This is a genomic window from Aeromonas sp. 130281, assembly GCF_056642115.1.
The window spans coordinates 40,906-65,207 of sequence record NZ_JBWVQS010000001.1 but is presented as its reverse complement, the minus strand read 5'-3'; the positions used below and the strand labels follow the sequence as shown (position 1 = coordinate 65,207).

At 61.6% G+C, this 24,302-nt stretch carries 22 protein-coding genes; 11 read left to right on the top strand and 11 right to left on the bottom strand.

The annotated features are described in order from the left end of the window. Nucleotides 1-318: 318 nt before the first annotated feature. The 4 genes from rplT to thrS all read right to left on the bottom strand — a co-directional run bounded on the left by rplT (nucleotide 319) and on the right by thrS (nucleotide 3,454). Nucleotides 319-675 carry a 50S ribosomal protein L20 gene (gene rplT / locus AC1IN8_RS00320; RefSeq protein WP_010674800.1) on the bottom strand — a complete coding sequence of 119 codons (357 nt, stop codon included), beginning with the start codon at nucleotides 673-675 and terminating at the stop codon, nucleotides 319-321. A 14-nt stretch (nucleotides 676-689) separates the two neighbouring features. Next, nucleotides 690-887 (bottom strand): 50S ribosomal protein L35, encoded by a 198-nt coding sequence (gene rpmI / locus AC1IN8_RS00315; protein WP_005315535.1) that lies wholly within the window; start codon nucleotides 885-887, stop codon nucleotides 690-692. Between the two features lie 86 nt (nucleotides 888-973). Further along, on the bottom strand, nucleotides 974-1,504 hold the full coding sequence (infC, locus tag AC1IN8_RS00310) for a translation initiation factor IF-3 (RefSeq protein ID WP_205597183.1): 531 nt from the start codon (nucleotides 1,502-1,504) through the stop codon (nucleotides 974-976). A gap of 21 nt (nucleotides 1,505-1,525) precedes the next feature. Next, nucleotides 1,526-3,454, bottom strand: a complete 1,929-nt coding sequence (thrS, locus tag AC1IN8_RS00305) for a threonine--tRNA ligase (RefSeq protein WP_043131783.1) — start codon at nucleotides 3,452-3,454, stop codon at nucleotides 1,526-1,528. Between the two features lie 373 nt (nucleotides 3,455-3,827). On the opposite strand from thrS, the gene AC1IN8_RS00300 reads away from it, so the two are divergent. Then, entirely contained in the window at nucleotides 3,828-4,043 is a 216-nt protein-coding gene (locus tag AC1IN8_RS00300) for a hypothetical protein (RefSeq protein ID WP_139434406.1), read from the top strand. Between the two features lie 4 nt (nucleotides 4,044-4,047). Here AC1IN8_RS00300 and AC1IN8_RS00295 read toward each other — a convergent pair whose 3' ends face one another. Then, complete coding sequence (locus tag AC1IN8_RS00295) at nucleotides 4,048-4,638, bottom strand: tetratricopeptide repeat protein (protein ID WP_202043643.1); 591 nt, start codon at nucleotides 4,636-4,638, stop codon at nucleotides 4,048-4,050. 175 nt (nucleotides 4,639-4,813) lie between these two features. Here AC1IN8_RS00295 and AC1IN8_RS00290 point away from each other — a divergent pair, with 175 nt between their 5' ends. Further along, nucleotides 4,814-5,869 carry a PA0069 family radical SAM protein gene (locus AC1IN8_RS00290; RefSeq protein WP_479757668.1) on the top strand — a complete coding sequence of 352 codons (1,056 nt, stop codon included), beginning with the start codon at nucleotides 4,814-4,816 and terminating at the stop codon, nucleotides 5,867-5,869. A 19-nt stretch (nucleotides 5,870-5,888) separates the two neighbouring features. Here AC1IN8_RS00290 and AC1IN8_RS00285 read toward each other — a convergent pair whose 3' ends face one another. Both AC1IN8_RS00285 and gyrA read right to left on the bottom strand, forming a co-directional pair. Then, nucleotides 5,889-6,062: a hypothetical protein gene (locus AC1IN8_RS00285; protein WP_162852222.1), complete on the bottom strand. Its 174-nt coding sequence runs from the start codon at nucleotides 6,060-6,062 to the stop codon at nucleotides 5,889-5,891. A 281-nt stretch (nucleotides 6,063-6,343) separates the two neighbouring features. After that, the gene (gene gyrA, locus AC1IN8_RS00280; RefSeq protein ID WP_202043640.1) at nucleotides 6,344-9,142 is read right to left on the bottom strand and encodes a DNA topoisomerase (ATP-hydrolyzing) subunit A; all 2,799 of its coding nucleotides are present in this window, start codon (nucleotides 9,140-9,142) and stop codon (nucleotides 6,344-6,346) included. Between the two features lie 199 nt (nucleotides 9,143-9,341). On the opposite strand from gyrA, the gene ubiG reads away from it, so the two are divergent. The 5 genes from ubiG to yfaE all read left to right on the top strand — a co-directional run bounded on the left by ubiG (nucleotide 9,342) and on the right by yfaE (nucleotide 15,288). Further along, nucleotides 9,342-10,058 carry a bifunctional 2-polyprenyl-6-hydroxyphenol methylase/3-demethylubiquinol 3-O-methyltransferase UbiG gene (ubiG, locus tag AC1IN8_RS00275; protein WP_202045796.1) on the top strand — a complete coding sequence of 239 codons (717 nt, stop codon included), beginning with the start codon at nucleotides 9,342-9,344 and terminating at the stop codon, nucleotides 10,056-10,058. Then, nucleotides 10,058-10,741: an HAD family hydrolase gene (locus tag AC1IN8_RS00270; protein ID WP_479757667.1), complete on the top strand. Its 684-nt coding sequence runs from the start codon at nucleotides 10,058-10,060 to the stop codon at nucleotides 10,739-10,741. Before ubiG ends, AC1IN8_RS00270 begins: the two co-directional genes overlap by 1 nt. Before the next feature lie 668 nt (nucleotides 10,742-11,409). Beyond that, nucleotides 11,410-13,677, top strand: a complete 2,268-nt coding sequence (gene nrdA, locus AC1IN8_RS00265) for a class 1a ribonucleoside-diphosphate reductase subunit alpha (protein WP_162519121.1) — start codon at nucleotides 11,410-11,412, stop codon at nucleotides 13,675-13,677. An 83-nt stretch (nucleotides 13,678-13,760) separates the two neighbouring features. Then, complete coding sequence (gene nrdB, locus AC1IN8_RS00260; RefSeq protein WP_479757666.1) at nucleotides 13,761-14,894, top strand: class Ia ribonucleoside-diphosphate reductase subunit beta; 1,134 nt, start codon at nucleotides 13,761-13,763, stop codon at nucleotides 14,892-14,894. A 73-nt stretch (nucleotides 14,895-14,967) separates the two neighbouring features. Next, a complete protein-coding gene (yfaE, locus tag AC1IN8_RS00255; RefSeq protein WP_479757665.1) occupies nucleotides 14,968-15,288 on the top strand; it encodes a class I ribonucleotide reductase maintenance protein YfaE in 321 nt (106 codons plus the stop codon). A gap of 111 nt (nucleotides 15,289-15,399) precedes the next feature. Here the strand turns inward: yfaE and mltA are convergent, their stop codons facing one another. Next, the gene (gene mltA / locus AC1IN8_RS00250; RefSeq protein ID WP_202045800.1) at nucleotides 15,400-16,551 is read right to left on the bottom strand and encodes a murein transglycosylase A; all 1,152 of its coding nucleotides are present in this window, start codon (nucleotides 16,549-16,551) and stop codon (nucleotides 15,400-15,402) included. Nucleotides 16,552-16,701: 150 nt separating this feature from the next. Between mltA and AC1IN8_RS00245 the strand changes: the two genes are divergently transcribed. Continuing rightward, nucleotides 16,702-16,953: a DUF1289 domain-containing protein gene (locus AC1IN8_RS00245; RefSeq protein WP_139434392.1), complete on the top strand. Its 252-nt coding sequence runs from the start codon at nucleotides 16,702-16,704 to the stop codon at nucleotides 16,951-16,953. Between the two features lie 79 nt (nucleotides 16,954-17,032). Here AC1IN8_RS00245 and fruA read toward each other — a convergent pair whose 3' ends face one another. Genes fruA through fruB form a run of 3 tightly spaced genes read right to left on the bottom strand, consistent with a single transcriptional unit; the run spans nucleotide 17,033 to nucleotide 20,855 of the window. Further along, the gene (fruA, locus tag AC1IN8_RS00240; RefSeq protein WP_479757664.1) at nucleotides 17,033-18,769 is read right to left on the bottom strand and encodes a PTS fructose transporter subunit IIBC; all 1,737 of its coding nucleotides are present in this window, start codon (nucleotides 18,767-18,769) and stop codon (nucleotides 17,033-17,035) included. After that, complete coding sequence (pfkB, locus tag AC1IN8_RS00235; RefSeq protein ID WP_479757663.1) at nucleotides 18,766-19,755, bottom strand: 1-phosphofructokinase; 990 nt, start codon at nucleotides 19,753-19,755, stop codon at nucleotides 18,766-18,768. Before pfkB ends, fruA begins: the two co-directional genes overlap by 4 nt. After that, nucleotides 19,755-20,855, bottom strand: a complete 1,101-nt coding sequence (gene fruB, locus AC1IN8_RS00230; protein ID WP_479757662.1) for a fused PTS fructose transporter subunit IIA/HPr protein — start codon at nucleotides 20,853-20,855, stop codon at nucleotides 19,755-19,757. The genes pfkB and fruB overlap by 1 nt, the downstream gene beginning before the upstream one ends. A 305-nt stretch (nucleotides 20,856-21,160) precedes the next feature. On the opposite strand from fruB, the gene cra reads away from it, so the two are divergent. The 3 genes from cra to AC1IN8_RS00215 all read left to right on the top strand — a co-directional run bounded on the left by cra (nucleotide 21,161) and on the right by AC1IN8_RS00215 (nucleotide 24,249). Continuing rightward, on the top strand, nucleotides 21,161-22,159 hold the full coding sequence (gene cra / locus AC1IN8_RS00225; RefSeq protein WP_479757661.1) for a catabolite repressor/activator: 999 nt from the start codon (nucleotides 21,161-21,163) through the stop codon (nucleotides 22,157-22,159). Between the two features lie 304 nt (nucleotides 22,160-22,463). Then, entirely contained in the window at nucleotides 22,464-23,657 is a 1,194-nt protein-coding gene (locus AC1IN8_RS00220; protein ID WP_479757660.1) for an aromatic amino acid transport family protein, read from the top strand. 205 nt (nucleotides 23,658-23,862) lie between these two features. After that, a complete protein-coding gene (locus tag AC1IN8_RS00215; RefSeq protein ID WP_479757659.1) occupies nucleotides 23,863-24,249 on the top strand; it encodes an MAPEG family protein in 387 nt (128 codons plus the stop codon). Nucleotides 24,250-24,302 lie beyond the last annotated feature (53 nt).

Below are 24,302 nucleotides of genomic sequence, written 5' to 3'. Positions count from 1 at the left end.
CCTCGTCACCACTCCCGAAACAGGAGCCTTTAGGCTAAATAAGGTCAAGAGGGGAATAATACAAAAAAAGCCCCTTCGCTGACCATAGTTATGGCGGGCTTTTCTCCCTATAAATCATTTTGTTATATCAAGCGAGTCTCAAGCCCTCCCCCGCTCGCTTCAATTTTTGATGATCGAGCTTTGTTTGTTGGCATATCAGACATTTTCGCGTCGGCCACCAGGGCGGATGGCGCTGTACGGCACAACACACTGAAAGCAAAAAACGGGCAACAAAAAAGGAGGCCTGAGCCTCCTTTTATCTTTCATAACAGAACCGGATTAAACCAGAGCTGCTTTGGCCTTTTCAACCAGGGCGGTGAAAGCCAGCTTGTCGTGAACGGCGATATCGGACAGGATCTTGCGATCGATCTCGATGGAAGCCTTCTTCAGACCGTCGATCAGACGGCTGTAGGACAGACCGTTCTGACGGGCTGCAGCGTTGATACGCGCAATCCACAGCTGACGGAACTGACGCTTCTTCTGGCGACGGTCACGGTAGGCATACTGACCAGCTTTGGTTACCGCTTGTACCGCTACGCGGTAGACACGGGAACGGGCGCCGTAGTAACCCTTGGCGGCTTTCATTACTTTCTTGTGACGAGCGCGAGCAGTCACACCACGTTTAACTCTTGGCATTTTTCACATCCCCCTTATGCGTACGGCAGACAAGCGACAACACGTTTGTGGTCGGCAGCAGAAACCATGAACTTCGGCCCCAGCTTACGCTTACGCTTACTGCTCTTCTTGGTCAGGATGTGACGCAGGTGGTTGTGCTTGCACTTGAAGCGACCTGAGCCAGTCTTCTTGAAGCGCTTTGCAGCACCCCGGTTGGTTTTCATCTTCGGCATTTCATACTCCGCATTGTGAGTGACAACAAAATCGCAAGGCGAACCAACTCATGGGGCGAGCCCCATGAGTCAATTTCTTGTGGGCCTTAAGATTTCTTCTTAGGTGCGAGGACCATCACAGCTTGACGGCCTTCGACTTTCGGGAACGACTCGACTACGGCCAACTCTTCCAGATCGTTCTTGACTCGCTCCAGAACCTTGATACCAAGATCCTGGTGGGCCATTTCACGACCACGGAAGCGCAGGGTGACCTTCGCCTTGTCCCCGTCTTCCAGAAAGCGAACCAGGTTGCGTAGTTTTACCTGATAGTCGCCTTCGTCAGTGCCAGGACGGAATTTGATTTCCTTCACCTGGACGACTTTCTGCTTTTTCTTCTGTTCTTTGGTGGTCTTGCTCTTTTCGTAGAGGAATTTGCCGTAATCCATGATTCGGCAAACGGGCGGCTCAGCGTTAGGACTGATCTCGACCAGATCCACTCCGGCTTCAAGGGCCAAGTTCAGGGCATCCTGGATGGTGGTGATACCAATGGCCTCACCGTCCAAACCAGTCAGACGAACTTCTTTCAGACGGATCTCTTCATTGATCCGGTGAGCGCGGGCTTGCGGTTGCTTGCCCAGTTTTTTTCCGCCTTTTATAGCTTATTCCTCCACTTTCTTTTGTCCGCGGGTCTGAACTTCCTGGGTTAACAGAGCTATCAGCTCTTCAACAGGATAAGAACCCAGGTCAGCCCCTTTACGAGTCCGTACTGCAATCTTGCCGGCTTCTACTTCTTTATCGCCGCAGACCAGCATGAAAGGCACTCGCTTCAAAGTATGCTCGCGGATTTTAAAGCCAATCTTCTCATTTCTCAAGTCCGCTTTTGCGCGAAGGCCCGCATCATTCAATGCCTTGGCAACTTTCACCGCATAATCGGCCTGATTATCCGTGATATTCATGACCACGGCCTGAGTCGGTGCCAGCCAGGTCGGGAACAGTCCGGCGTACTCTTCGGTCAGGATACCGATGAAACGCTCGAGGGACCCGAGAATGGCCCGGTGGATCATCACGGGGACGTGACGTTCGTTGTCTTCGCCCACATAAGTGGCGCCAAGACGACCCGGCAAGGCAAAATCGAGCTGCACGGTACCACACTGCCACGCACGATCAAGGCAATCGTGCAGGGTGAATTCGATCTTGGGACCGTAGAAAGCACCCTCCCCCGGCTGCAGATCGTACTTCAGGCCATTGAGCACCAGGGCTTCCGCCAGGGCGGCTTCCGCGCGATCCCAGGCTTCATCGGAACCGATGCGCTGCTCGGGACGGGTGGAGAGCTTGACCACGATGTTTTCGAAGCCAAAGGTGCCGTAGACGTCATAGACCATGCGAATGCAGGCCGAGACCTCTTCCATGATCTGATCTTCGGTACAGAAGATGTGAGCGTCATCCTGGGTGAAGCCACGCACCCGCATCAGACCGTGCAGGGAGCCTGAAGGCTCGTTGCGGTGGCAGGAGCCGAACTCGGCCATGCGCAGGGGCAGGTCCCGGTAGGACTTCAGACCCTGGTTGAAGATCTGCACGTGACCCGGGCAGTTCATCGGCTTGATGGCGTACTCGCGGTTCTCGGACTGGGTGGTGAACATGGCCTGGGCGTATTTCTCCCAGTGGCCGGAGCGCTCCCACAGCACGCGATCCATCATGAAGGGGCCTTTCACCTCCTGATAGTCGTACTCCTTGAGCTTGCCGCGGATGAAGGTTTCCAGCTCACGGAAGATGGTCCAGCCATCGTTATGCCAGAACACCATGCCGGGAGCCTCTTCCTGCATGTGGTACAGGTCGAGCTGCTTGCCTATCTTGCGGTGGTCGCGCTTGGCGGCCTCCTCGAGACGCTGCAGGTAGGCCTTGAGCTGCTTCTTGTCGGCCCAGGCGGTGCCGTAGATGCGCTGCAGCATCTTGTTGTTGGAGTCGCCACGCCAGTAAGCGCCTGACATCTTCTGCAACTTGAAGTGGTGGCAGTGACGCATGTTGGGCACGTGGGGGCCGCGACACATGTCGACGTACTCTTCGTGATGATAGAGACCGGGCTGATCATCGCGGGCGATGTTCTGATCCAGGATTTCGACCTTGTAGGTCTCGCCGCGGGCCTCGAACACGTCGCGCGCCTCCTGCCAGGAGACCTTCTTCTTGACGACGTCGTAATCCTTGGCGGCCAGCGCCAGCATGCGCTCTTCCAGGGCAGCCAGATCTTCATCGGTCAGGGTGCGGTCGAGATCGACGTCGTAGTAGAAACCGTTGTCGATGACAGGACCTATGGCCATCTTGGTCTGGGGCCAGAGTTGCTTGATGGCATGACCCAGCAGGTGGGCGCAGGAGTGGCGTAGAATGTCCAGACCGTCTTCGTCTTTGGCGGTGATGATGGCCAGGGAGGCATCGGCTTCGATCAGCTCGCACGCATCCACCAGTTCACCGTTCACCCGGCCGGCAATGCACGCCTTGGCGAGACCGGGACCTATGTCGGCGGCGACGTCCATGACGGAAACGGCGTGGGGAAATTGACGTTGGCTGCCGTCAGGCAGAGTAATGATTGGCATTAGGTGTTTCCTTATACAGTGGTGCCCCCTACCAAAGGGCACATGCAGATTGGAGAAAACCTTTCATTTCAAGCAGTTCACCCCTGAGTTTCACCGTTCACAATACGGTTGCTACACAGCAGTGGTACACACCCTCTTGGGTGCGCAAGGCCATCAATTGACAGGTACAGCGGAGGATTGTATCAGACGTCACGACCCAGACAAGTTGCCTTGCCGATTTTGTATACCATGAAGGGGAAAGCGAGGTGCGCCGTCATCAGTTGATTTGCCTGGCGTCACAGAGGCAATCGGGACGACGCATATGCGATACGGGTCCCCCCGCGCCCTCTCTGTGCTAGGTTTCCAGTGAGGCGTCTGCCTAAATGAGGAGAGCATGATGTACACCTATGACATTTCGTTTCCGGAGCATGCGGAGAAGATTGTCCACCCGGATCACCTGTTGACGACACACTGCCCCGTTCATCTCGGGGAGCTGGTGATCCTGAGCGATGGCAGCAAGCGCGAGGTATGCAGCATAGTGCACAGCGCCGATCGCAGCACCCTCTACGTCACCGACGTGACACCGGGCAAGATCACCGCCAGCCGCTGAGGGGCTAACCCTCCCCCAGCAGTGACTGGCCGTTGAAATCGAAGGCGCTGCGACCCTCCTCGGCCAGCGCCAGCTCCTGCAATACCGTCAACGCCAGCTTGTTGCCTTTTTGCGAGGCCTGATAGAGCCACTGCTTGGCCTCGGCCATGTCGACCCGACCGTTGGCCCCCATCAGATGCAGCACCCCCACCTTGAGCATGGCGGGCACGTCCCCGTTGCGGGCCGCCCGCTCCATCCAGTGAAAGGCGATACGCAGATCCCGTGGCACCCCTACCCCGCGCAGATAGAGCTCCGCCAGCCGGTACTGGCCAAACGCATCCCCCGCCTCGGCGGACTGGCGATAGAGGCGGATGGCCTGCGCCAGATCCTGCTCGCTTCCCTGCCCCAGCTCATGGCTCCACCCCATCAGGGCCTGCGCCCTGGGTTGGCCCTGCTCGGCCAGCGGTTGCCAGATACCGGTCGCCTGCTCGAAGTGGCCCACCCGCCAGGCGCGGTTGGCCGCGGCCAGCTCCTGCTCGGTGGAGAGCGGGATCAGACGCCAGGCGACCAGGGCAATGACGCCGATAAACAGCCAGCGGTAAGTGGTGGGACTCATGATGATTTCCGTGATCCAGTTCGCATTTTGTCTATGTAAACGAAATGTAGCGACAGATCAAGCAGGAGATCCCGTTCTTTGGCCGAGTGAAATAAGGGAAGAGTGGCCGGACTTGATGTTTGGCACTATCCCGAGCAGAATGACTGTATGTATAAACAGTATATAGTGTGATGAGATGGCAGGACGAGGCAGCACCCACAATATCGAGCACCGTTTCAGCGGCCCGCAGATCGATGCCGTCGACGATGGCTGGCAGGCCGTGGAATGGGAGGCGGCATTTCGTGCGTCCCAGCCCCGAACCGAGGTGCGGGAGATCCAGGCCAAGAGCATCATCAGCCACAACCTCTCGCCGGACGTCCCCTTCGGCCGCTCCATCAATCCCTATCAGGGGTGCGAGCATGGCTGCATCTACTGCTATGCCAGACCCAGCCACGCCTACCTGGAGCTCTCCCCCGGCCTGGATTTCGAGACCCGGCTGTTTGCCAAGCTCAATGCCGCCGCTCTGCTGCGCCGGGAGTTTGCCAAGCCAGGCTATCAGCCGCAGACCATAGTGCTCGGGGCCAATACCGATCCCTACCAGCCCATAGAGCACCACTATCGCCTCACTCGCGAGCTGCTGGAGGTGATGCTGGCCCATCGCCATCCGGTGGGGATCATCACCAAGAGCGCCATGATATTGCGCGATCTCGATCTGCTGACCGAGCTGGCCCGGGAGGGGCTCTGCCAGGTGATGGTGTCGGTCACCACCCTGAACGAGACACTGAGGCGACAGCTGGAGCCCCGCGCCAGCACGGGAGCGGGTCGGCTCAAGGTCATCGGGAAGCTGGCACAGGCCGGGGTACCTGTGGGAGTGCTGGCGGCCCCCATGATCCCGCGGCTCAACGAGCCCGAGCTGGAGCAGATCATCAAGGGCGCCGTGGAGGCAGGCGCCGGCTGCGCCGACTATATCCTGCTGAGACTGCCCCACGAGCTGACCACCCTGTTTTGCGACTGGCTGGAAGAGCACTACCCCGGCCAGAAGGAGGCCATCCTGAACCAGTTGCGGGCAAGCAGAGGGGGGGCGCTCAACAGCCCCGCCTTCGGGACTCGTATGCGCGGAGAGGGGCAATTCGCCGACTTGCTCGCCCAGCGCTTTCGGCTCATCAGCAAGCGGCTGCAACTGGGCAAGCGCCATATCGCGCTCAACACCTCTGCCTTCATTCGCCCCAACGAGCAGCTGCGCCTGTTCTGATGACTGCGGCTATCGCGGCTCAGCCCCTGGGCCTCGGCGGATGGGGGGGCATCGGCTTGCCCTGCGCGATCAGCTCCGCCGGCAGGCGCGAGGGCTCATAAGCCACCTCCTCCTGCTCGTCATGTGACAATGCCCTGGCATCCTCTCCCCACATCCGGCTCCACCAGATCTCCCACATGATCCAACTGGTCATACCCTGCTCCTTCTGGATGATATTGCCAACGCCGGGCTCGGGCATGATCGTGCCCTTGTCCCACCTGAACAGCCGCAGTCTGTCCCGCCGGGATGACAGCCAGATGACGCAAGGATGAAGGATTGAATGAGCAAGAGAGCCCGGAGCGGGAAAATCCGGCGCCAGCACAGGAGATGAACGCAGGCAGTTTCGGATGACCGAGCGCCGCAGGAGGGAGTGAAGGCAGAAGAAATAAAAAGAGCGACCCGGGGGCCGCTCTTTTTTATCGAGGCAGGTAACGATTATTCGTCGTCAGCCGCACCCGCTTCGCTGGAGCCTGCATCGTCGGCAGCACCGGCGTCTGGCGCAGTTTCTGCACCTTCCGCCTGCTCGCCGTCGATGGCCATGCCCTCGGCGACCAGAGCGTCGTTCTCTTCCTCGTCGCTCTCGGCAATGCGCTGCAGGCCGACCACGGTCTCGTCTTCACCGGTACGGATCAGACGGACACCGCCGGTGTTACGGCCGATGACGCTCACCTCGGCAACACGGGTACGCACCAGGGTGCCGCCGTTGGTGATCAGCATGATCTGGTCGGTATCCTCGACCTGGATCGCATCGATCACCTTGCCGTTGCGCTCGTCCACCTTGATGGAGCGAACGCCCTGGGTACCACGGCTCTTGGTCGGGTACTCGTCCAGTGCGGTGCGCTTGCCGTAACCGTTCTCGGTGGCGGTGAGGATGGCACCTTCACCGCGCGGCACGATGAGGGAAACCACCTTGTCACCGGCGCCCAGCTTGATGCCGCGCACACCGGCGGCGGTACGACCCATGGGACGCACGCCCTTGAAGGTACCCTTGTTCTCGGTGCCTTCAGTGCCTTCGCCGTTATCGCTGCCATCCTCGTCGTTGCCGGCGTCGTCGTCGGTCTCGACGTCATCGCTGGCATCCGCATCGGCTGCATCGGCGCGGCCGCTACCTTCATTGAAGCGAACCACCTTGCCCGCATCGGAGAAGAGCATGATCTCGTTGCTGCCGTCGGTGATGTCCACCCCGATCAACTCATCACCCTCCTTGAGGTTGATGGCGCGAATACCGGAGGAGAGCGGACGGCTGAAGTCGGACAGGCTGGTCTTCTTCACGGTACCGTTGGCGGTGGCGAAGAAGACATACTTCTCGGCATCATACTCCTTCACCGGCAGGATGGCGGTGATGCGCTCACCCTCGTCCAGCGGCAGCAGGTTGATGATGGGACGACCACGGGCGCCACGGGACGCTTCCGGCAGCTGATAGACCTTGAGCCAGTAGACCTTGCCACGGGTGGAGAAGCACAGAATGGTGTCGTGGGTGTTGGCCACCAGCAGACGCTCCACAAAGTCCTCTTCCTTGATCCGGGTGGCCGACTTGCCACGACCACCGCGGCGCTGGGCCTCGTAGTCGGAGAGCGGCTGATACTTCACATAGCCCTGGTGAGACAGGGTGACGACCACGTCTTCCGGGGTGATCAGATCTTCGATGTTGATCTCGGCACTGGACATGCTGATCTCGGTGCGACGCTCGTCGCCATACTGCTCGCGCACGGCCAGCAGTTCATCGCGGATCACTTCCATCAGGCGTTCCGGGCTTGCCAGGATGAACAGCAGCTCGGCGATGAGATCCAGCAGAGATTGGTACTCTTCCAGGATCTTCTCGTGCTCGAGGCCGGTCAGCTTGTGCAGACGCAGGTCAAGGATCGCCTGGGCCTGGATCTCGGTCAGGAAGTACTGCCCTTCACGGATGCCGAACTCCGGCTCCAGCCACTCCGGCCGTGCCGCGTCGTCGCCCGCTTTCTCCAGCATGGCGGCCACGTTGCCGAGTTCCCAGCCCTTGGCAACCAGGCCCGCTTTCGCATCCGCCGGGGTCGCACTGTGGCGAATGAGCTCGATGATGGGGTCGATGTTGGCCAGCGCCACCGCCAGACCTTCCAGGATGTGCGCCCGATCCCGCGCCTTGCGCAGCTCGAACACGGTCCGGCGGGTCACCACCTCGCGGCGGTGCAGCAGGAAGGCATCCAGGATCTCTTTGAGGTTCATCACCTTGGGCTGGTTGTTATCGAGCGCCACCATGTTGATGCCGAACGTGGTCTGCATCTGGGTGTGCTTGTAGAGATTGTTCAACACAATCTCGCCGGACTCGCCGCGCTTGATCTCGATAACGATGCGCATGCCGTCTTTATCAGACTCATCGCGCAGGGCACTGATGCCCTCGACCTTCTTCTCTTTGACCAGCTCGGCGATCTTCTCGATCAGCCGCGCCTTGTTCACCTGATAGGGGATCTCGTGAACGATGATGGTCTCGCGACCGCTCTTCTCGTCCACTTCCACCTCAGCCTTGGCCCGCACATAGACGGAGCCGCGACCGGTCCGGTAGGCCTGCACTATGCCGGAGCGCCCGTTGATGATGCCGCCGGTGGGGAAATCCGGGCCGGTGACATAGGTCATCAGCTCGTCAATGGTGAGGGCGCCATTCTCGATCAACGCCAGACAGCCGTTGACTATCTCGGTGAGGTTATGAGGAGGAATGTTGGTCGCCATGCCCACCGCGATACCGGAGGAACCGTTGATCAACAGGGTGGGTACCTTGGTGGGCATGACAGCCGGGATCATCTCGGTGCCGTCGTAGTTCGGCACCCAGTCCACGGTCTCTTTGTCCAGATCGGCCAGCAACTCGTGGGAGATGCGCGCCATCCGCACTTCGGTGTAACGCATGGCCGCAGCGTTGTCGCCATCGACCGAGCCGAAGTTGCCCTGTCCATCGACCAGCATGTAACGCATGGAGAAATCCTGCGCCATCCGGACAATGGTGTCATACACAGCAATATCGCCGTGCGGGTGATATTTACCGATTACGTCACCGACCACACGGGCCGATTTTTTATAGGGCTTGTTCCAGTCGTTCCCCAACTCGTTCATAGCAAACAGAACGCGGCGGTGAACCGGTTTCAAGCCATCACGCACATCCGGCAGAGCTCGTCCTACGATCACGCTCATGGCGTAATCCAGATAGGAACTCTTGAGCTCTTCTTCGATGTTGACCGGCGTGATCTCTCTGGCCAGATCGCTCATAGAAAGCCTTAATCCCTAATTAGTTGTTCTTTGGCTTAAACAGCGCGACATGGTAACACACTGAGCCAAATACCTTAAGCCACAAATCCGGGTAACACGTCGGGCTGGTGTGCCCAAGTCCGTCCGTTATAATGCCCGCCAGGACAATAGATTGCGCGCGCCCTGCCCGCTGCGCGCCCTGCCACAGGATCATCAAAAAATGAATAGTGATGCCAATGTCGATCTGACAGAAATCGCCAAATTTGAAGCCATCGCCTCCCGCTGGTGGGACATGGAGGGCGAGTTCAAGCCCCTGCACCAGATCAACCCGGTGCGCCTTGACTGGATCACCGACAAGAGCGGCGGCCTGTTTGGCAAGCGCGTGCTCGACATCGGCTGCGGCGGCGGCATCCTCTCCGAGAGCATGGCCCGCCGGGGTGCTCGCGTGACCGGCATCGACATGGGCAAGGAGCCCCTCGGGGTCGCCCGCCTGCACGCCCTGGAGCAGGGTGTGGAGCTCGAATACCGCCAGATCACCGCCGAAGCTCATGCCGCCGAGGCCCCGGGTCAGTATGATGTGGTCACCTGCATGGAGATGCTGGAGCATGTGCCGGATCCCGCCTCCGTGCTGCGGGCCATCGCCACCCTGGTGCGACCGGGGGGCAAGGTGTATGTCTCCACCATCAACCGCAACCCGAAAGCCTACCTGATGATGATCCTGGGGGCCGAGTACCTGCTGAAGATGGTGCCCAAGGGCACCCATGATCACAAGAAGTTCATCACTCCCGCCGAGTTGTGCCGCATGGGTGAAGCCGCGGGCCTCTTGGTGCGGGACATGAGCGGGGTGCACTACGCGCCGCTCTCCAACAGCTTCAAGCTCGGCAGGAACGTCGACGTCAACTACATGGTGGCCTTCGTGCGCCCGGAGTCAGTCTGATGAGCACCGACAAGGCGCCCCTGCGCTGCGTGCTGTTCGATCTGGACGGCACCCTGCTCGACACGGCCCCGGATCTCGGCGCCGCCGTCAACCATGTGCTGGTGAGCGAAGGCTTTGCCCCGCTGCCCGAGGCCATCATCCGCCAGACCACCTCCCACGGGGCCCTCGGGCTGCTCAAGGCGGGCCTGGGGGAGGATCTGCTGGAAGAGCTGGGGGCCACGCGCCTTCGCAACGCCCTGCTCGCCCATTACGCCGCCAACCTCTGCGTCGGTACCCGTCCCTATGAAGGGATGCTGGATCTCATCGAATGGCTCGATAAGAAGAAGCTGCCCTGGGGCATAGTCACCAACAAGCCGGGCTTTCTCACCGAGCCGCTGCTGGCCGCCCTGCCCGAGCTTGCCAGCTGCGGCGTCACCGTCAGTGCCGACACCCTGCCGGTACGCAAGCCAGACCCCGCCCCCATGTTCTTTGCCTGCGAGCGGCTCGGGGTCGAGGCGAGCCACTGCCTTTATGTAGGGGATCACGTGCGCGACATCGAGGCGGGGCGCAACGCCGGCATGCTTACCGCGGTGGCGGGCTGGGGCTATCTGAGCGATGACGAGGATACCGCCGACTGGGGCGCCGACCTGCACTTTGATACGGTACAGGCCCTGCACCACTGGCTGCGTTACGAGCTGACCTGAGCCAAACCAGCATTGCACTGCATAAACGGTATAAGTGGACCATCGGGGTGCGGATCTGCAGTTCGATGCCGTACGAGGCAGGCCCTGCACCACTGGCTGCGCTACGAGCTGACCTGAGTCAGCCCTGTTCCGCATGACGTTATAGATGGATCATCCGGGCAGCTTTAACGCCAAAGGGTTCCCAGATGAGCACGACGTTCACTCACCGGGCCGCACATTGGCAATGACAAGGGGCGCAGATGTGCCCCTTGTTTTGAGAGGATGACAAGTGCGCGCCTGCGGGGACAGGACAGCTTTTGACCCTGGCTGCACAAGGGATAACCAGGCTGAATTTGCTAGTAAAAACACCCCCTTTTCGCAAGCAAAAAAAGTTATTTAAATTTTCCATCTTCGATCATCGGACTTGCATTTGCCGGATCGGACGGATGAAAACCCACTCACTGTGAGCAGTCACTAACTCGAACCCGAACACCCACAATTTATCCACAGCTAATGCGTTATCCACAGATTGCAATGCTGTGCCGACCTCACTATCTTGTAGTTCGAATTTAAAATAACACTATATCTTGTGATTCATGGCGCACTTCGCCCCCAGGCCACCCTCAAGAAGGGAACCCTGGATGCTGGGCGCCATGGTTTTTCGGGAATCAACTAAAGGTCATCAGCCAATGAACTTGTTTGTGACGAAGCGTAACGGCCACAAAGAACCCATCGATCTGGATAAAATTCACCGCGTGCTCGACTGGGCCGCCGAGAAGCTCGACAACGTGTCGGTCTCCCAGGTGGAGCTCAAGTCCCACATCCAGTTCTATGACGGTATCCGTACCGCCGACATCCACGAAACCGTCATCAAGGCCGCTGCTGACCTGATCTCCGAACAGAGCCCGGATTACCAGTACATGGCCGCCCGCCTGGCCATCTTCCACCTGCGCAAGAAGGCCTACGGCCAGTTCGAGCCGCCCCACCTCTACCAGCACGTCGCCCGTCTGGTGGACATGGGCAAGTACGACAAGCACCTGCTGACCGACTATACCCAGGCCGAATTCGAGGAGCTCAACGCCCACCTCGACCACTGGCGTGACATGGACTTCTCCTACGCGGCGGTCAAGCAGCTGGAAGGCAAGTACCTGGTGCAGAACCGCGTCACCGGCGAAATTTACGAGAGCCCGCAGTTCCTCTACATCCTGGTGGCGGCCTGCCTCTTCTCCAAGTATCCGAAAGATACCCGTCTGGACTACATCAAGCGTTTCTACGATGCGGTCTCGACCTTCAAGATCTCCCTGCCGACCCCGATCATGAGCGGCGTGCGCACCCCGACCCGTCAGTTCAGCTCCTGCGTGCTGATCGAGTGCGATGACAGCCTGGATTCCATCAATGCCACCGCCAGCGCCATCGTCCGTTATGTCTCCCAGCGCGCCGGCATCGGCATCAACGCCGGACGCATCCGTGGTCTGGGCAGCCCCATCCGTGGCGGCGAAGCCTTCCACACCGGCTGCATCCCCTTCTACAAGTACTTCCAGACTGCCGTGAAGTGCTGCTCCCAGGGCGGTGTGCGCGGCGGTGCGGCCACCCTCTTCTACCCCCTGTGGCACACCGAGGTGGAGAGCCTGCTGGTACTGAAGAACAACCGCGGCGTGGAAGAGAACCGGGTCCGTCACATGGACTACGGGGTGCAGATCAACAAGCTGATGTACCAGCGTCTCATCAAGGGCGGCGACATCACATTGTTCTCCCCGTCCGATGCACCTGGCCTGTACGACGCCTTCTTCGCGGATCAGGACAAGTTCGAGCAGCTCTACGTCAAGTACGAGCAGGATCCGTCCATTCGCAAGAAGACCCTCAAGGCGGTGGATCTCTTCTCCCTGATGATGCAGGAGCGCGCCGGCACCGGTCGCATCTACATCCAGAACGTGGATCACTGCAACACCCACAGCCCGTTCGATCCGGCCGTGGCCCCGGTGCGCCAGTCCAACCTCTGCCTCGAGATTGCGCTGCCCACCAAGCCGCTCAACAACGTGGATGACGAAGAGGGCGAGATCGCCCTGTGCACCCTGTCTGCCTTCAACCTGGGTGCCATCGAGAAGCTGGAAGACCTGGAAGAGATGGCGGATCTGGCCGTGCGCGCCCTGGATGCCCTGCTCGACTATCAGGACTACCCCCTCAAGGCCGCGATGAAGGGCAGCATGAACCGCCGCACCTTGGGGATAGGCGTCATCAACTACGCCTACTACCTGGCCAAGAACGGTGCCCGCTACTCCGATGGTTCCGGTCTGGCCCTGACTCACCGCACCTTCGAGGCGATCCAGTACTACCTGTTGAAGGCGTCCGTGCAGCTGGCCCGCGAGTTCGGCCCCTGCCCGGCCTTCAACGAGACCACCTACGCCCAGGGGATCCTGCCCATAGATACCTATAAAAAGGATCTGGATGTGCTGTGCAACGAGCCGCTGCACCTGGACTGGGAAAGCCTGCGTGAAGAGATCAAGACAGTGGGACTGCGCAACTCCACCCTGACCGCCCTGATGCCAAGCGAGACCTCCAGCCAGATCTCCAACGCCACCAACGGCATAGAGCCGCCCCGTGGTCTGGTGTCGGTCAAGGCTTCCAAGGACGGCATCCTCAAGCAGGTGGTGCCCGAGTACCATCGCCTGAAGGATCAGTACGAACTGCTGTGGAAGCAGCCGAGCGTCGATGGCTACCTGCAGCTGGTCGGCATCATGCAGAAGTTTGTGGATCAGGCGATCTCCGCCAACACCAACTACGACCCGGCCCGTTTCGAAGGCAACAAGGTCCCGATGAAGCAGCTGCTCAAGGACTTGCTGACCGCCTACAAATACGGCCTCAAGACCCTCTACTATCACAACACCCGTGATGGTGCGGACGACGCCCAGACCGATCTGCAAGACGACGGTTGCGCCGGCGGGGCTTGTAAAATATAAGTCGCAGCACGATCTGATGAACCGGGCGGGAGCATGAAGCTCCCGCCCTCCTGTTTCCCCTCATTCAAGACATTCAAATCACCATGGCTTATTCAACTTTCTGCCAGACCCAGAACGACCAGCTCAAGGAGCCGATGTTCTTCGGCCAGTCGGTCAACGTGGCCCGTTATGATCAGCAAAAGCACGACATCTTCGAGCGGCTGATCGAGAAGCAACTCTCCTTCTTCTGGCGTCCGGAAGAGGTGGACGTGTCCCACGATCGCATCGACTACCAGGCCCTGCCGCCCCACGAGCAGCACATCTTCATCTCCAACCTGAAGTACCAGACCCTGCTGGACTCCATCCAGGGTCGCAGCCCGAACGTGGCGCTGCTGCCCCTGGTCTCCATCCCGGAGCTGGAGACCTGGATCGAGACCTGGGCCTTCTCCGAGACCATCCACTCTCGCTCCTACACCCACATCATTCGCAACATCGTCAACAACCCGGGACAGGTGTTCGACGACATCGTCACCAACGAGCAGATCCTGAAGCGCGCCGGCTCCATCAGCCACTTCTACGACGATCTGATCGAGGCAACCGCGCTCTATCACCTGCACGGTGAAGGGAGCCACAAGGTGGGCGGCCGCGAGGTGACCATCACCTTGCGCGAGCTGAAAAAGAAACTCTACCTTTGCCTGATGAGCGTCAACGCCCTGGAGGCGATCCGTTTCTATGTGAGCTTCGCCTGCTCCTTTGCCTTCGCCGAGCGCGAGCTGATGGAGGGCAACGCCAAGATCATCAAGATGATCGCCCGCGACGAGGCCCTTCACCTCACGGGGACCCAGCATATGCTGAACCTGATGCGCACCGGTCAGGACGACCCCGAAATGGCCGAGATTGCCGCCGAGTGCGAGCAGGCCTGCTTCGAGATCTTCAAGGAAGCGGCCGAGCAGGAGAAAGAGTGGGCCGAGTACCTGTTCCAGGATGGCTCCATGATCGGTCTGAACAAGGACATCCTCTGCCAGTACGTGGAGTACATCACCAACCTGCGGATGGCGGCGGTCGGCCTGCAGCCAGCCTTCATTGGCGCCAAGCAAAACCCCATCCCCTGGATCAACACCTGGTTGTCCTCCGACAACGTGCAGGTGGCCCCCCAGGAAGTGGAGGTGAGCTCCTACCTGGTCGGCCAGATCGACAGCGAAGTGCACGCAGACGATCTCGGTGATTTCGAGCTGTGAGTCAGCTGCCCGAACCGCTGGCCAGTCGCACTCGCAGCGAAGTGCACCCAGACGTTCTGGGGTACGCCGCGCCGTGAGTGACGCCACCACCACGCTGACCCCCGCCCCCTGCTCTGCCCCCGCGCAGAGCGAGGCGGGCTCGCCACGGGTGCATACCCGGGATGACGTGCTGCACGCCCATCCCGGCGAGAGCCTGCTGGAGACCCTGGAGCGCCACGGTCACAGGGTGGAGTTCCAGTGCCGCAGCGGCTATTGCGGCGCCTGCCGCACCCCCTTGCTGGCAGGCACAGTGCACTACCCCAGCGTGCCGCTGGCGTTTGTCTCCCCAGGTGAGTGCCTGCCCTGCTGCTGCAAGCCGGTGGGGGCCATCCGGCTGGATATCCAGAAGGGCTGACGCCCAAGCTGGCAACTCGCGCAAAACAAAAAGCCGCCGGAGCAATCCGGCGGCTTTTTGTTGCGTCATCTGCAGAGGGCGCCCCGTGCAGGCGCCCGAGCCATCAAAGGGTCACAGCCAGGGGGCAGCGGTCGGCCCGTGATGCAGGCCCAGCTTCCAGACCCGGCCGAAGTGCTTGTAGTGACCGGCGGCCACCCCGGCCTTCTCCCCCATGCCGTGATAGAGATCGAGGTGACCCTTCTTCACGGCGCCGCCCACATCCAGCGCGATCAGCAGGCGCAGCTGGTGTTTGCCGGTCCAGTTGCCGGCCTTGTCGAGCAAGGGCACTTCCGCGAGGATCGGGGTCCCCATGGGCAGCAGGGTCTTGTCGGCGGCCACTGCCGCCATGGGCAGCAGCGGAATGCCGGCGGCGCCCACCACGTCATTGGTGGGGCGACGCTCGAAGAAGACGTAGGAGGGGTTCTGCTCCACCAGCTCCTTGACGTTCGCCTCCGGCTGGCGGCTCGCCCACTCCTTGATGGCCTTCATGGACATCTGCTCCTTGGGCACCTCGCCGCGGTCGATCAGCACCCGGCCGATACTCACGTAGCCGTGGCCGTTCTTGCCGCCGTAGCCCAGGTATTGCAGCCTGTCGTCATCCCCGTAGTGGACAAAGCCCGAGCCCTGCACGTCCATCAGGAAGTTGTCGATGAGGGACTTGCTGTAGCCAAGCTCCAGCCCACGGTTGGCCAGGGCCCCCTGATGGATCTCGGCCCGGCTCGGGCAACGACCGCCACATCTGGGCATGGCATAGATGGGGTACTTGTACTTGGCATCCGGGCGATGACGCACCTCCAGCACCGGCGAGTAGTAGCCGGTGAAGAGCACGTTGCCCATGCGATCGGCGCCGCCGAGCTGGGCCAGGCTGATGCCGTACTGAGTGATATGGGCAGGATCACCGCCATTGGCCACCCAGCGGGAGAGCTGGCGATAGAGCTCGCCGTAGCGACGGGTCATCTTGCCGGAGCGCTCCAGCACCAGCCGGCTCTGGGGGCCGAACTTGCTGTAGTCGGCGCGCTGATGGCTGTTGACCCGCTCCACCCGCACCAGATCCCCGGGCAGGGCACCATCCAGATACTGCTTGCCCAGATTCTCCGGCACCTCGCAGTTCAGAAAACATCCGGATTCCGCCTTCTTCTGGGGCACCTTGGCGGGTTCAGGGTTGCCCGCACAACCGGCCAGTCCCACCACGGCGGCGGCCAGCCAGTACGCATGTTTATTCATATGTCCTCATATAACACCGAGCATCATGTTCGGCGGGGAAGATGCCAAATTTGCCGGGGGAAAGCAAACGCCATCCGCCCCCGGACGCCCTATTTCTCCAAAGGGGATCTTCTGGGTTATAACAAGGTGACAAGATGTGAGAGGTCGTGGATGGAACAGCTCGAAATCTTCCCCCTGACAAGCCCCTGTGTCGGGGTCTGTGAAGTGAACAACAAGGGATATTGCAAGGGGTGCCTGCGCAGCCGGGAGGAGCGCTTCAACTGGCTCGTTATGACCCCGACCCAGCAGCAGGAGGTGATGCGCCTGTGCCGCAATCGCAAGGCGCGGGTCGAGGCCGCCCGTCGCAAGGCCAGAGAGGGTGAGCCCGTCGAGCCGCCATCGCAACCTGGCTGGGATTTCTGACCCCTTCCCTGCCCTCTTTCTGCCCACCAAAACAGAGGCGGCCCGCAGGCCGCCTTGTCATTCATCGGATGGATACCCGTCAGGCCGTTGCCAGCCTGGCCTGCTCCTCGCCGCGCTTGAGCATGGCGTAGGAGACGCCGGTCAGGAGCGACCCCGCCGCAATCGCCAGGATATACATCATCACGTGGCTGATGGCGTTCGGGATGAAGAGCACGAACAGACCGCCGTGAGGCGCCACCAGTTCGCAGCCGAACAGCATGGAGAGCGCACCGGTCAGGGCACCGCCCACCATGCAGGCCGGGATGACCCGCATCGGATCCTTGGCCGCGAAGGGAATGGCCCCCTCGGAGATGAAGCACAGACCCAGCACGAAGGAGGCCTTGCCCGCTTCCTGCTCCGCCTTGATGAACTTCTTGCTGGCCAGGAAGGTGGCTATCCCCATCCCCAGGGCCGGCACCATGCCGGCGGCCATCACCGCAGCCATGGGGGCATAGGTCTTGGAGGCGAGCAGGCCGACCCCGAAGGCGTAGGCCGCCTTGTTGACCGGGCCACCCATGTCGAAGCACATCATGGCGCCGATGATGACACCCAGCAGCACGGCGTTGGCGGAGCCCATGTTGTTGAGGAACTCTGTCATGGCATTCATGATGCCGGCCACCGGGCCGCCCACCACGTAGATCATCACGAGACCGGTGAACAGGCTGGCCACCAGCGGAATGATGAGGATGGGCTTGAGCGCTTCCAGGGTCACCGGCAGGCGCACCTTGTCGCTCAGGTACTTGGCGCTGTAACCGGCCAGGAAACCGGCGACTATGCCGCCGAGGAAACCGGCGCCCAGCGAACTTGCCAGCATGCCGCCAATCATGCCGGGGGCGAGACCCGGACGGTCGGCGATGGAGTAGGCGATGTAACCGGCCAGCACCGGGATCATCAGGGCGAAGGCGGAGCCGCCGCCGATCTTCATCAGGGCCGCCGCGAGCGTCCCCTCTTCCTTGAACGCCTCGATGCCGAAGATGAAGGAGAGCGCGATGATGAGGCCACCGGCCACCACCATGGGCAGCATGAAGGAGACACCGGTCAGCAGGTGCTTGTAGGGGCCGGCCTTCTCCTCTTTCTTGGCCGCGGCGGCGCCGCTGTGGCGATAGGTCTTAGCCTCTGTCCACGCCTTGTCGAGCTCGGCGCGGGTCTTCTTCAGGGCAGCCCCCGTGCTGGTGCGATAGACGGGCTTGCCGTCGAAGCGGGCCATGTCCACCTCGATGTCGGTGGCGAGGAACACCAGATCGGCGGCGGCGATCTCATCGGCGGTCAGGGCGTTCTGGGCACCGACCGACCCCTGGGTTTCGACGCGGATCTGATGGCCCAGCTGCTTGGCCATGGTCTCCAGCGCTTCCGCCGACATGAAGGTGTGGGCCACGCCGGTCGGGCAGGCGGTGACAGCAACTATGCGCTTGGCACCGCTGGCCGCCTTGGCGGCCACATTGGCAACGGCGGGCGCGGCCTGGTGGCGATAGAGGCTGGCACCGCTCGCGGCGGCCTCCAGCAGGGCGGCCGGATCCTGCAGCGCCAGATCCATGCTGCCCTGATAGAGGCGCTTGCCGTCATAGGCGGCGAGATCCACCGGGGCACTGGCGACCACCAGCACCAGGTCGGCGGCGGCAATCTGCTCTTTCGAGGGAACCTGACGGGGCTGCACGCTGGAGCCGACGTCGAGAATAAGCTCCCAGCCCGCCAGTTTGGCCTGCTGTTCTATCCGTTTTGCAGCGAGAAAGCTGGTGGCAATGCCCGCCGGGCAAGCCGTAACCAGAATTGCTTTCATTGGGCATCTCCTGAGTGTGTCATCGAAAGGGGATTGGATTGAGCCGGTGCCAGCGCATCCAGACGCTGTACGCGCACCTGCTCGAGTAAGGGGTTGAGCACCTTGATATCGTCAAAGCCGACCGCCACCTGGCTCACCGCCAGGGCAGAGACGGCGGTAGCCAGGCGCAGGGTCTGCTCCGGCGCCCAGCCAAGGCTGAGACCATGGGCCAGCCCCGCCACCAGAGAGTCGCCGGCACCCACTGTGCTGACCACCTGCATGCGCGGCGGAATGGCCTGCCAGACGGCATCGGGCGCAAACCAGATGAGGCCATCGGCGCCATTGGAGATCACCACATGGGGGATCCCGCTGGCCTGCAGGGCACGGGCACACTCGGCCTGATCGGCGAGGGTCTTGATGGGGCGACCTGCCCATTGTTCAAGCTCCTCCAGATTAGGCTTGACCAGGGTCGGCGCCGCCTTGATGCCCTCGCTCAGGGCCGCGCCGCTGCAATCGAAGATCACCTGCTTGCCCTTGGCCTTGAGCAGGCGAATAAGCCGGGCGCAGTAATCGGGGGCAACCCCCTTGGGCAGGCTGCCCGCCAGCACGAACCAGTCGGCGTGCGGCGCCAGCCGCGCTATTTCGGCCTCCAGCGCGGCTACTTCCGACTGACACACGTCAAGCCCAGGCAGATTGAGATCCGTGACCCGGCCCGATTGCTCGGAGATCTTCACGTTGATGCGGGTGCTGCCCGCCACGCGCACGAAATGGTCTTCCAGATCGCGCGTCTCGAACAGGGAGACGAAGCTCTGCTGGTTGCCCTCGCCGAGCCAGCCGGTCAGGCCCACGTCGCGACCGAGATCTTTCAAGACCATGGCGACGTTGATCCCCTTGCCCGCGGCGCGCAAGTTGGCTTCGCTCACCAGGTTCACCTCGCCGAGGCTCATGGCGCCCAGGCGGGCGGTGAGATCCAGCGCGGGATTGAGGGTGATGGTAACGATGTCCATCAGTGCGCCCCCTCGCCCAGACCGGCGGCAATGGCCTCGCCTATCCCCTTGAGGGCCGCCTCGGCATCGGTCCCTTCGGCACGAAACGCCAGGCGGTGACCACACTTGACGCCAAGACCGATGACCTTCATCAGGCTCTTGGCGGAGACGGCTTCACCGCTGCCATCCAGGTTCGCCACGCGAATGTCGGATGCATACTCCTTGGCTACCTTGACCAGCATGGCGCCCGGACGGGCGTGCAGGCCATGGGGGTTGATGATGGTGAAGGTGTCGGAAAGCCCGCTCGCCGGCCCCGATTGAAACATGGCCAGACCGTCGCTCCCTGCGAGCGTCCCGAGCTGACCGGCGGCAGCCAACTTGGCCAGGTTGTCGAGCTGCGCCAGATGGCTGCTATCTGCGGCACACAGCAGCAGCAAGGCGTTTACCGGTAATTCACCCGCTGTCAGCGCACTGCTCGGGGTCGCCAGCACCCAGCCGGTCTGGGCCGCTTGCGCACGGGCCAGCCAGACCCCATCCCCCAGATAGGCGGGCTCGCTTGCCAGCAGGGAGGTCACCATGGCGGCCTCCCCCCAGCCGGCAGATTTGGCGCGGGCGGCAGCCCCCAGCAGCAGCTGGTCGCGATCGTCGGCCGGGAAGTCGGCCAGGGTCAGGAATTGCACCTCTTTCGCCGCACTCGCACCGGTGAGGATATTGATGATGGTCTCTTCATCCGTGGCCTCTCTCAATTGCGCGGCAGCCTGCTCGTCACCCAGCACGTGGGTGAGCTGGCGCAAGATGCCCAGATGCTCATCGGACTTGGCGGCGATGCCGATGGCGACGTAGGCAGTCTGCCCCTCATCCCACTCGATACCCTGGGGGAACTGGGCCACCATGACGCCGGTGCTTTTCACCAGATGACGGGTGTCCGTGGTGCCGTGGGGAATGGCGATGCCGCTGCCAAGGTAGGTAGCGTGCTGGGCTTCCCGCGCCAGCATGCCGTCCACATAACCGGCCTCCACCAGACCCGCTTCGGTCAGTTTGCCTGCCAGCAGGGCGATGGCGTCCGCCTTGGTCGCCACCGATTGTCCCAGCAGGATTTGCTGTCGCGCCAACTTCAACATAGAGATTCTCCATCAGGTCCGGCTTCGCCTCGCGGCACACCGGCTCAACTCAACTTGGATTTCGGGTAATTTGCCTGCTGACAATAGACGGGAATCTCCCCCAGGTAGGCCGTCTCGGCATTTCCTGGTCGAACATTCATCGTTTACTGACAAGCTGAATGGTTTCACTTACACTCAGACTGAATCGTTTCAGCCAATTGTTCAAGATCCCACTGAGAGTGCTTTTCAATGATATGATCCCGCGCACACTTTTCGGTGCCCCCACCTGAAATCGTCGCGGGCCTTGCAACTCAAACAGAGCCAATATGATGAAACTGGATGAAATCGCCGCCCTGGCTGGTGTCTCGCGTACCACCGCCAGCTATGTGATCAACGGCAAGGCGGATCAATATCGCATCAGCCAGGCCACCCGTGACAAGGTGATGGCCGTGGTCCATGCCCACAACTATCAGCCGGACAGCCGCGCCGCCTCCCTGCGCGGCGGCCAGACCAGGACCCTGGGCTTCATCCTGCCGGACCTTGAGAACGCCAGCTACGCCAAGCTCGCCAAGCGCCTCGAGCAAGGCGCGCGCGCCCAGGGCTATCAGCTGCTGATCGTCTGCTCGGAAGACGAGCCGGATACCGAGAAGGAGCTGGCCCGGATGCTGGTCAGCCGCCATGTGGATGCGCTGCTGGTGGCGAGCTGCCTGCCGCCGGCGGATCCTTTCTATCGGGAGCAGCAGGCCCATGGCGTGCAGATCCTGGCCATAGACCGGGCCCTGGCCGCCGACCACTTCATCACGGTGGCCAGTGAAAACCAGAAGGCGAGCTGCGATCTCACCGCCTCCCTGCTCACCCCCGCCCTTCGCCATGTGGCCCTGATCACCGCCCTGCCAGGCCTCACGATAAGCCAGGAGCGCCGCGCCGGTTTCGAGCAGGCGCTGAGCAGCCACGCCAGCGCCGCCCTGCTGACACCCCATGTCTGCGAGGGGGCCCACTTCTCCCGCGCCGAGGGCTATCGCCTGATCAAGGAGCTGCACCAGCGGCTCGGCCAGTTGCCCGAGGCACTGGTCGCCACCTCCTACATATTGATGGAGGGGGTGCTCGACTATCTGCTGGAGCTGGAGGCAGACATGAGCCGGATTGCCATGGCCACCTTCGGGGACGATCGGCTGCTGGACTTCCTCCCCTTTGGCATCAACTCCCTGCCCCAGCAGCACGACGCCCTGGCCGCCCAGGCCCTTGCCCTCGCCTTCGAGGCCATCAACGGCCACTACCGCGCTGGCCTGCACTGTGTGAGCCGCACCCTCAAGCGTCGCCGCTGACGCCCCCTCACGTGCCGGCGCTCTCCTGCCACGCCGGCGCGCTTTTCCACCAGTCAACACCGCCTGCTGTCATCTTTTATTTCCACCTAATGCCACCTTGCAGTACAAAATCCGCCTTTACAGGCTTGTTTCCACTTTTTTGATCCGTTAACGTGGCAACCATCTTTTACAACCCACGGATTTTTCGTAACGATGCGTCCACTCCGATATTGCTAGCCTCCGGTCCCGCCCCCGGAGGCACCTGGCCGACACCGCCACTGGCTCGCTTTTTTTACTACGCAGTTTCTCTATCTGGATGGACACCATGAATACCAAAACCCTGGGTTGCACCCTGCTCATCGCTGGCACCACCATAGGCGCCGGCATGCTGGCCCTGCCGCTGGCCTCCTCGTCCCTGGGCGGCCCCGCCACCCTGGCGCTGATGGTCGGGCTCTGGGCCCTGATGGCCTTCACCGCCATGCTGCAGGTGGAGGCCAGCCTCAATACCGGCAAGTGGTACCTGCACCAGCTGGCGGATCACCTGCTCGGCCCCTGGGGCAAGCGCATCGCCTCCTTCTGCATCCTGATGCTGTTCTACTCCCTGGCCTCCGCCTACATCAGCGGCGGCAGCAGCCTGCTGGCCCAGGCGCTGGCGGATGCGGGCACCGCCGTCAGCCAGGAGCAGGCGGCCTGGGCCTTCACCCTGCTGTTCGGCGGCATGGTGTGCGTCGGCACCAAACAGGTGGATTACCTCAACCGCCTGATGTTCACCGTGAAACTGGTGATCATGGTAGGGGTGCTGGCGCTGCTGCTGCCCCGCGCCGAGGGGCAACATCTGCTCTCCATGCCGCTCGGTCAGGGCTTGCTGCTGGCGGGCCTGCCGGTCATCTTCACCTCGTTCGGTTTCCACGGCTCCATCCCGAGCGTCATGCTCTACCTCGGCGACTGCCCCAAGCAGCTGCGCCGGGTCTTCGTGTGGGGCTCTGCCCTACCGCTCATCCTCTACGTGCTGTGGCAGGTGGCGATCCTGGGCCTGCTCGGCCAGCAGAGCCTGATCCAGACCGGCGGGGCGCTCGACAACCTGCTGGCCAGCGTCGGCAACCTGGTGAACTGGCCCGCTTTCAATCAGGCGATGCACCTGTTCGCCGATCTGGCGCTCGCCACCTCCTTCCTCGGAGTAACGCTCGGGCTGTTTGACTTCATGGCCAAGGTGACCCGCCGCAAGGACAACTGGCAGGGCCGCAGCCAGACCGGCATGATCACCTTCGTGCCCCCCCTGCTGTTTGCCCTCTACTTCCCGCAAGGTTTCATCATGGCGCTCGGCTACGCCGCCATCGCCCTGGCGGTGCTGGCGGTGCTGCTGCCGGTGGCCCTGGTGTGGCAGAGCCGCAAGCAGGCCGAGGCGCACCATTACCGTGTCCCGGGCGGCGTGGTTGCGCTCGGTCTCGCCGGTGCCATGGGGGTACTGATCGTCGGCGTCCAGGTGAGCGTCAGCCTCGGCATGCTGCCCGCGCTCTGATCCTTACCGGCATTGGATGCCCCAGATTGAAAAGCCCCGCCAGCATAAGTTGGCGGGGCTTTTTATTCTTCGGGCCCAGGCGCCGTCGGCAGCTGGTTGCGCCCTGGTTCGCCTATTCGCCACATCTTGCTGCTACCCTCAGAGGCAAGCCATTGAGGCGCCAAGCAATATCCAGGCAGACACATCCACTCGAGAGCCAGATACCATGACCATATTGTCCATCTACGCGGCCCTGCTCGCCCTGCTCTTTGTCTTGCTGAGCATACGCACCATTCGCACCCGCCACAGCCTGGGGGTGGCACTGGGGCACGGGGATGACCCCGCCATGCTGCGGGCCATGCGGGTGCACGCCAACTTTGCCGAGTATGTTCCTCTGGCCCTGCTGCTCATCTATTTTGTCGAAACCTCCAGCCAGACCCCCTGGCTTGTCCATCTGCTGGGGGCCAGCTTGCTGTGCGGCCGCCTCTGCCATGCCTTTGGCATGAGCCGCACGCCGGAAAACTTCCGCTACAGGGTAACGGGAATGGGGCTGACCTTCGGCGTGATCCTGATAAGCGCGGCCCATATCCTGATCTCGGCGCTGCTCCCCTGACGTTTTGCCGACCGGTTCACCGCTGATCCACCAAAACCCTATCTACCGGAAAT

What these genes read in the sequence shown, in the direction of transcription:
- thrS (WP_043131783.1), bottom strand. Translation starts at nt 3,454, where the DNA reads ATGCCAATCATTACTCTGCCTGACGGCAGCCAACGTCAATTTCCCCAC.
- fruA (WP_479757664.1), bottom strand. Translation starts at nt 18,769, where the DNA reads ATGAAAGCAATTCTGGTTACGGCTTGCCCGGCGGGCATTGCCACCAGC.
- AC1IN8_RS00245 (WP_139434392.1), top strand. Translation starts at nt 16,702, where the DNA reads ATGGAACAGCTCGAAATCTTCCCCCTGACAAGCCCCTGTGTCGGGGTC.
- AC1IN8_RS00220 (WP_479757660.1), top strand. Translation starts at nt 22,464, where the DNA reads ATGAATACCAAAACCCTGGGTTGCACCCTGCTCATCGCTGGCACCACC.
- rpmI (WP_005315535.1), bottom strand. Translation starts at nt 887, where the DNA reads ATGCCGAAGATGAAAACCAACCGGGGTGCTGCAAAGCGCTTCAAGAAG.
- cra (WP_479757661.1), top strand. Translation starts at nt 21,161, where the DNA reads ATGATGAAACTGGATGAAATCGCCGCCCTGGCTGGTGTCTCGCGTACC.
- AC1IN8_RS00295 (WP_202043643.1), bottom strand. Translation starts at nt 4,638, where the DNA reads ATGAGTCCCACCACTTACCGCTGGCTGTTTATCGGCGTCATTGCCCTG.
- rplT (WP_010674800.1), bottom strand. Translation starts at nt 675, where the DNA reads ATGCCAAGAGTTAAACGTGGTGTGACTGCTCGCGCTCGTCACAAGAAA.
- nrdB (WP_479757666.1), top strand. Translation starts at nt 13,761, where the DNA reads ATGGCTTATTCAACTTTCTGCCAGACCCAGAACGACCAGCTCAAGGAG.
- AC1IN8_RS00270 (WP_479757667.1), top strand. Translation starts at nt 10,058, where the DNA reads ATGAGCACCGACAAGGCGCCCCTGCGCTGCGTGCTGTTCGATCTGGAC.
- AC1IN8_RS00215 (WP_479757659.1), top strand. Translation starts at nt 23,863, where the DNA reads ATGACCATATTGTCCATCTACGCGGCCCTGCTCGCCCTGCTCTTTGTC.
- AC1IN8_RS00300 (WP_139434406.1), top strand. Translation starts at nt 3,828, where the DNA reads ATGATGTACACCTATGACATTTCGTTTCCGGAGCATGCGGAGAAGATT.
- gyrA (WP_202043640.1), bottom strand. Translation starts at nt 9,142, where the DNA reads ATGAGCGATCTGGCCAGAGAGATCACGCCGGTCAACATCGAAGAAGAG.
- pfkB (WP_479757663.1), bottom strand. Translation starts at nt 19,755, where the DNA reads ATGGACATCGTTACCATCACCCTCAATCCCGCGCTGGATCTCACCGCC.
- fruB (WP_479757662.1), bottom strand. Translation starts at nt 20,855, where the DNA reads ATGTTGAAGTTGGCGCGACAGCAAATCCTGCTGGGACAATCGGTGGCG.
- mltA (WP_202045800.1), bottom strand. Translation starts at nt 16,551, where the DNA reads ATGAATAAACATGCGTACTGGCTGGCCGCCGCCGTGGTGGGACTGGCC.
- ubiG (WP_202045796.1), top strand. Translation starts at nt 9,342, where the DNA reads ATGAATAGTGATGCCAATGTCGATCTGACAGAAATCGCCAAATTTGAA.
- AC1IN8_RS00285 (WP_162852222.1), bottom strand. Translation starts at nt 6,062, where the DNA reads ATGACCAGTTGGATCATGTGGGAGATCTGGTGGAGCCGGATGTGGGGA.
- nrdA (WP_162519121.1), top strand. Translation starts at nt 11,410, where the DNA reads ATGAACTTGTTTGTGACGAAGCGTAACGGCCACAAAGAACCCATCGAT.
- AC1IN8_RS00290 (WP_479757668.1), top strand. Translation starts at nt 4,814, where the DNA reads ATGGCAGGACGAGGCAGCACCCACAATATCGAGCACCGTTTCAGCGGC.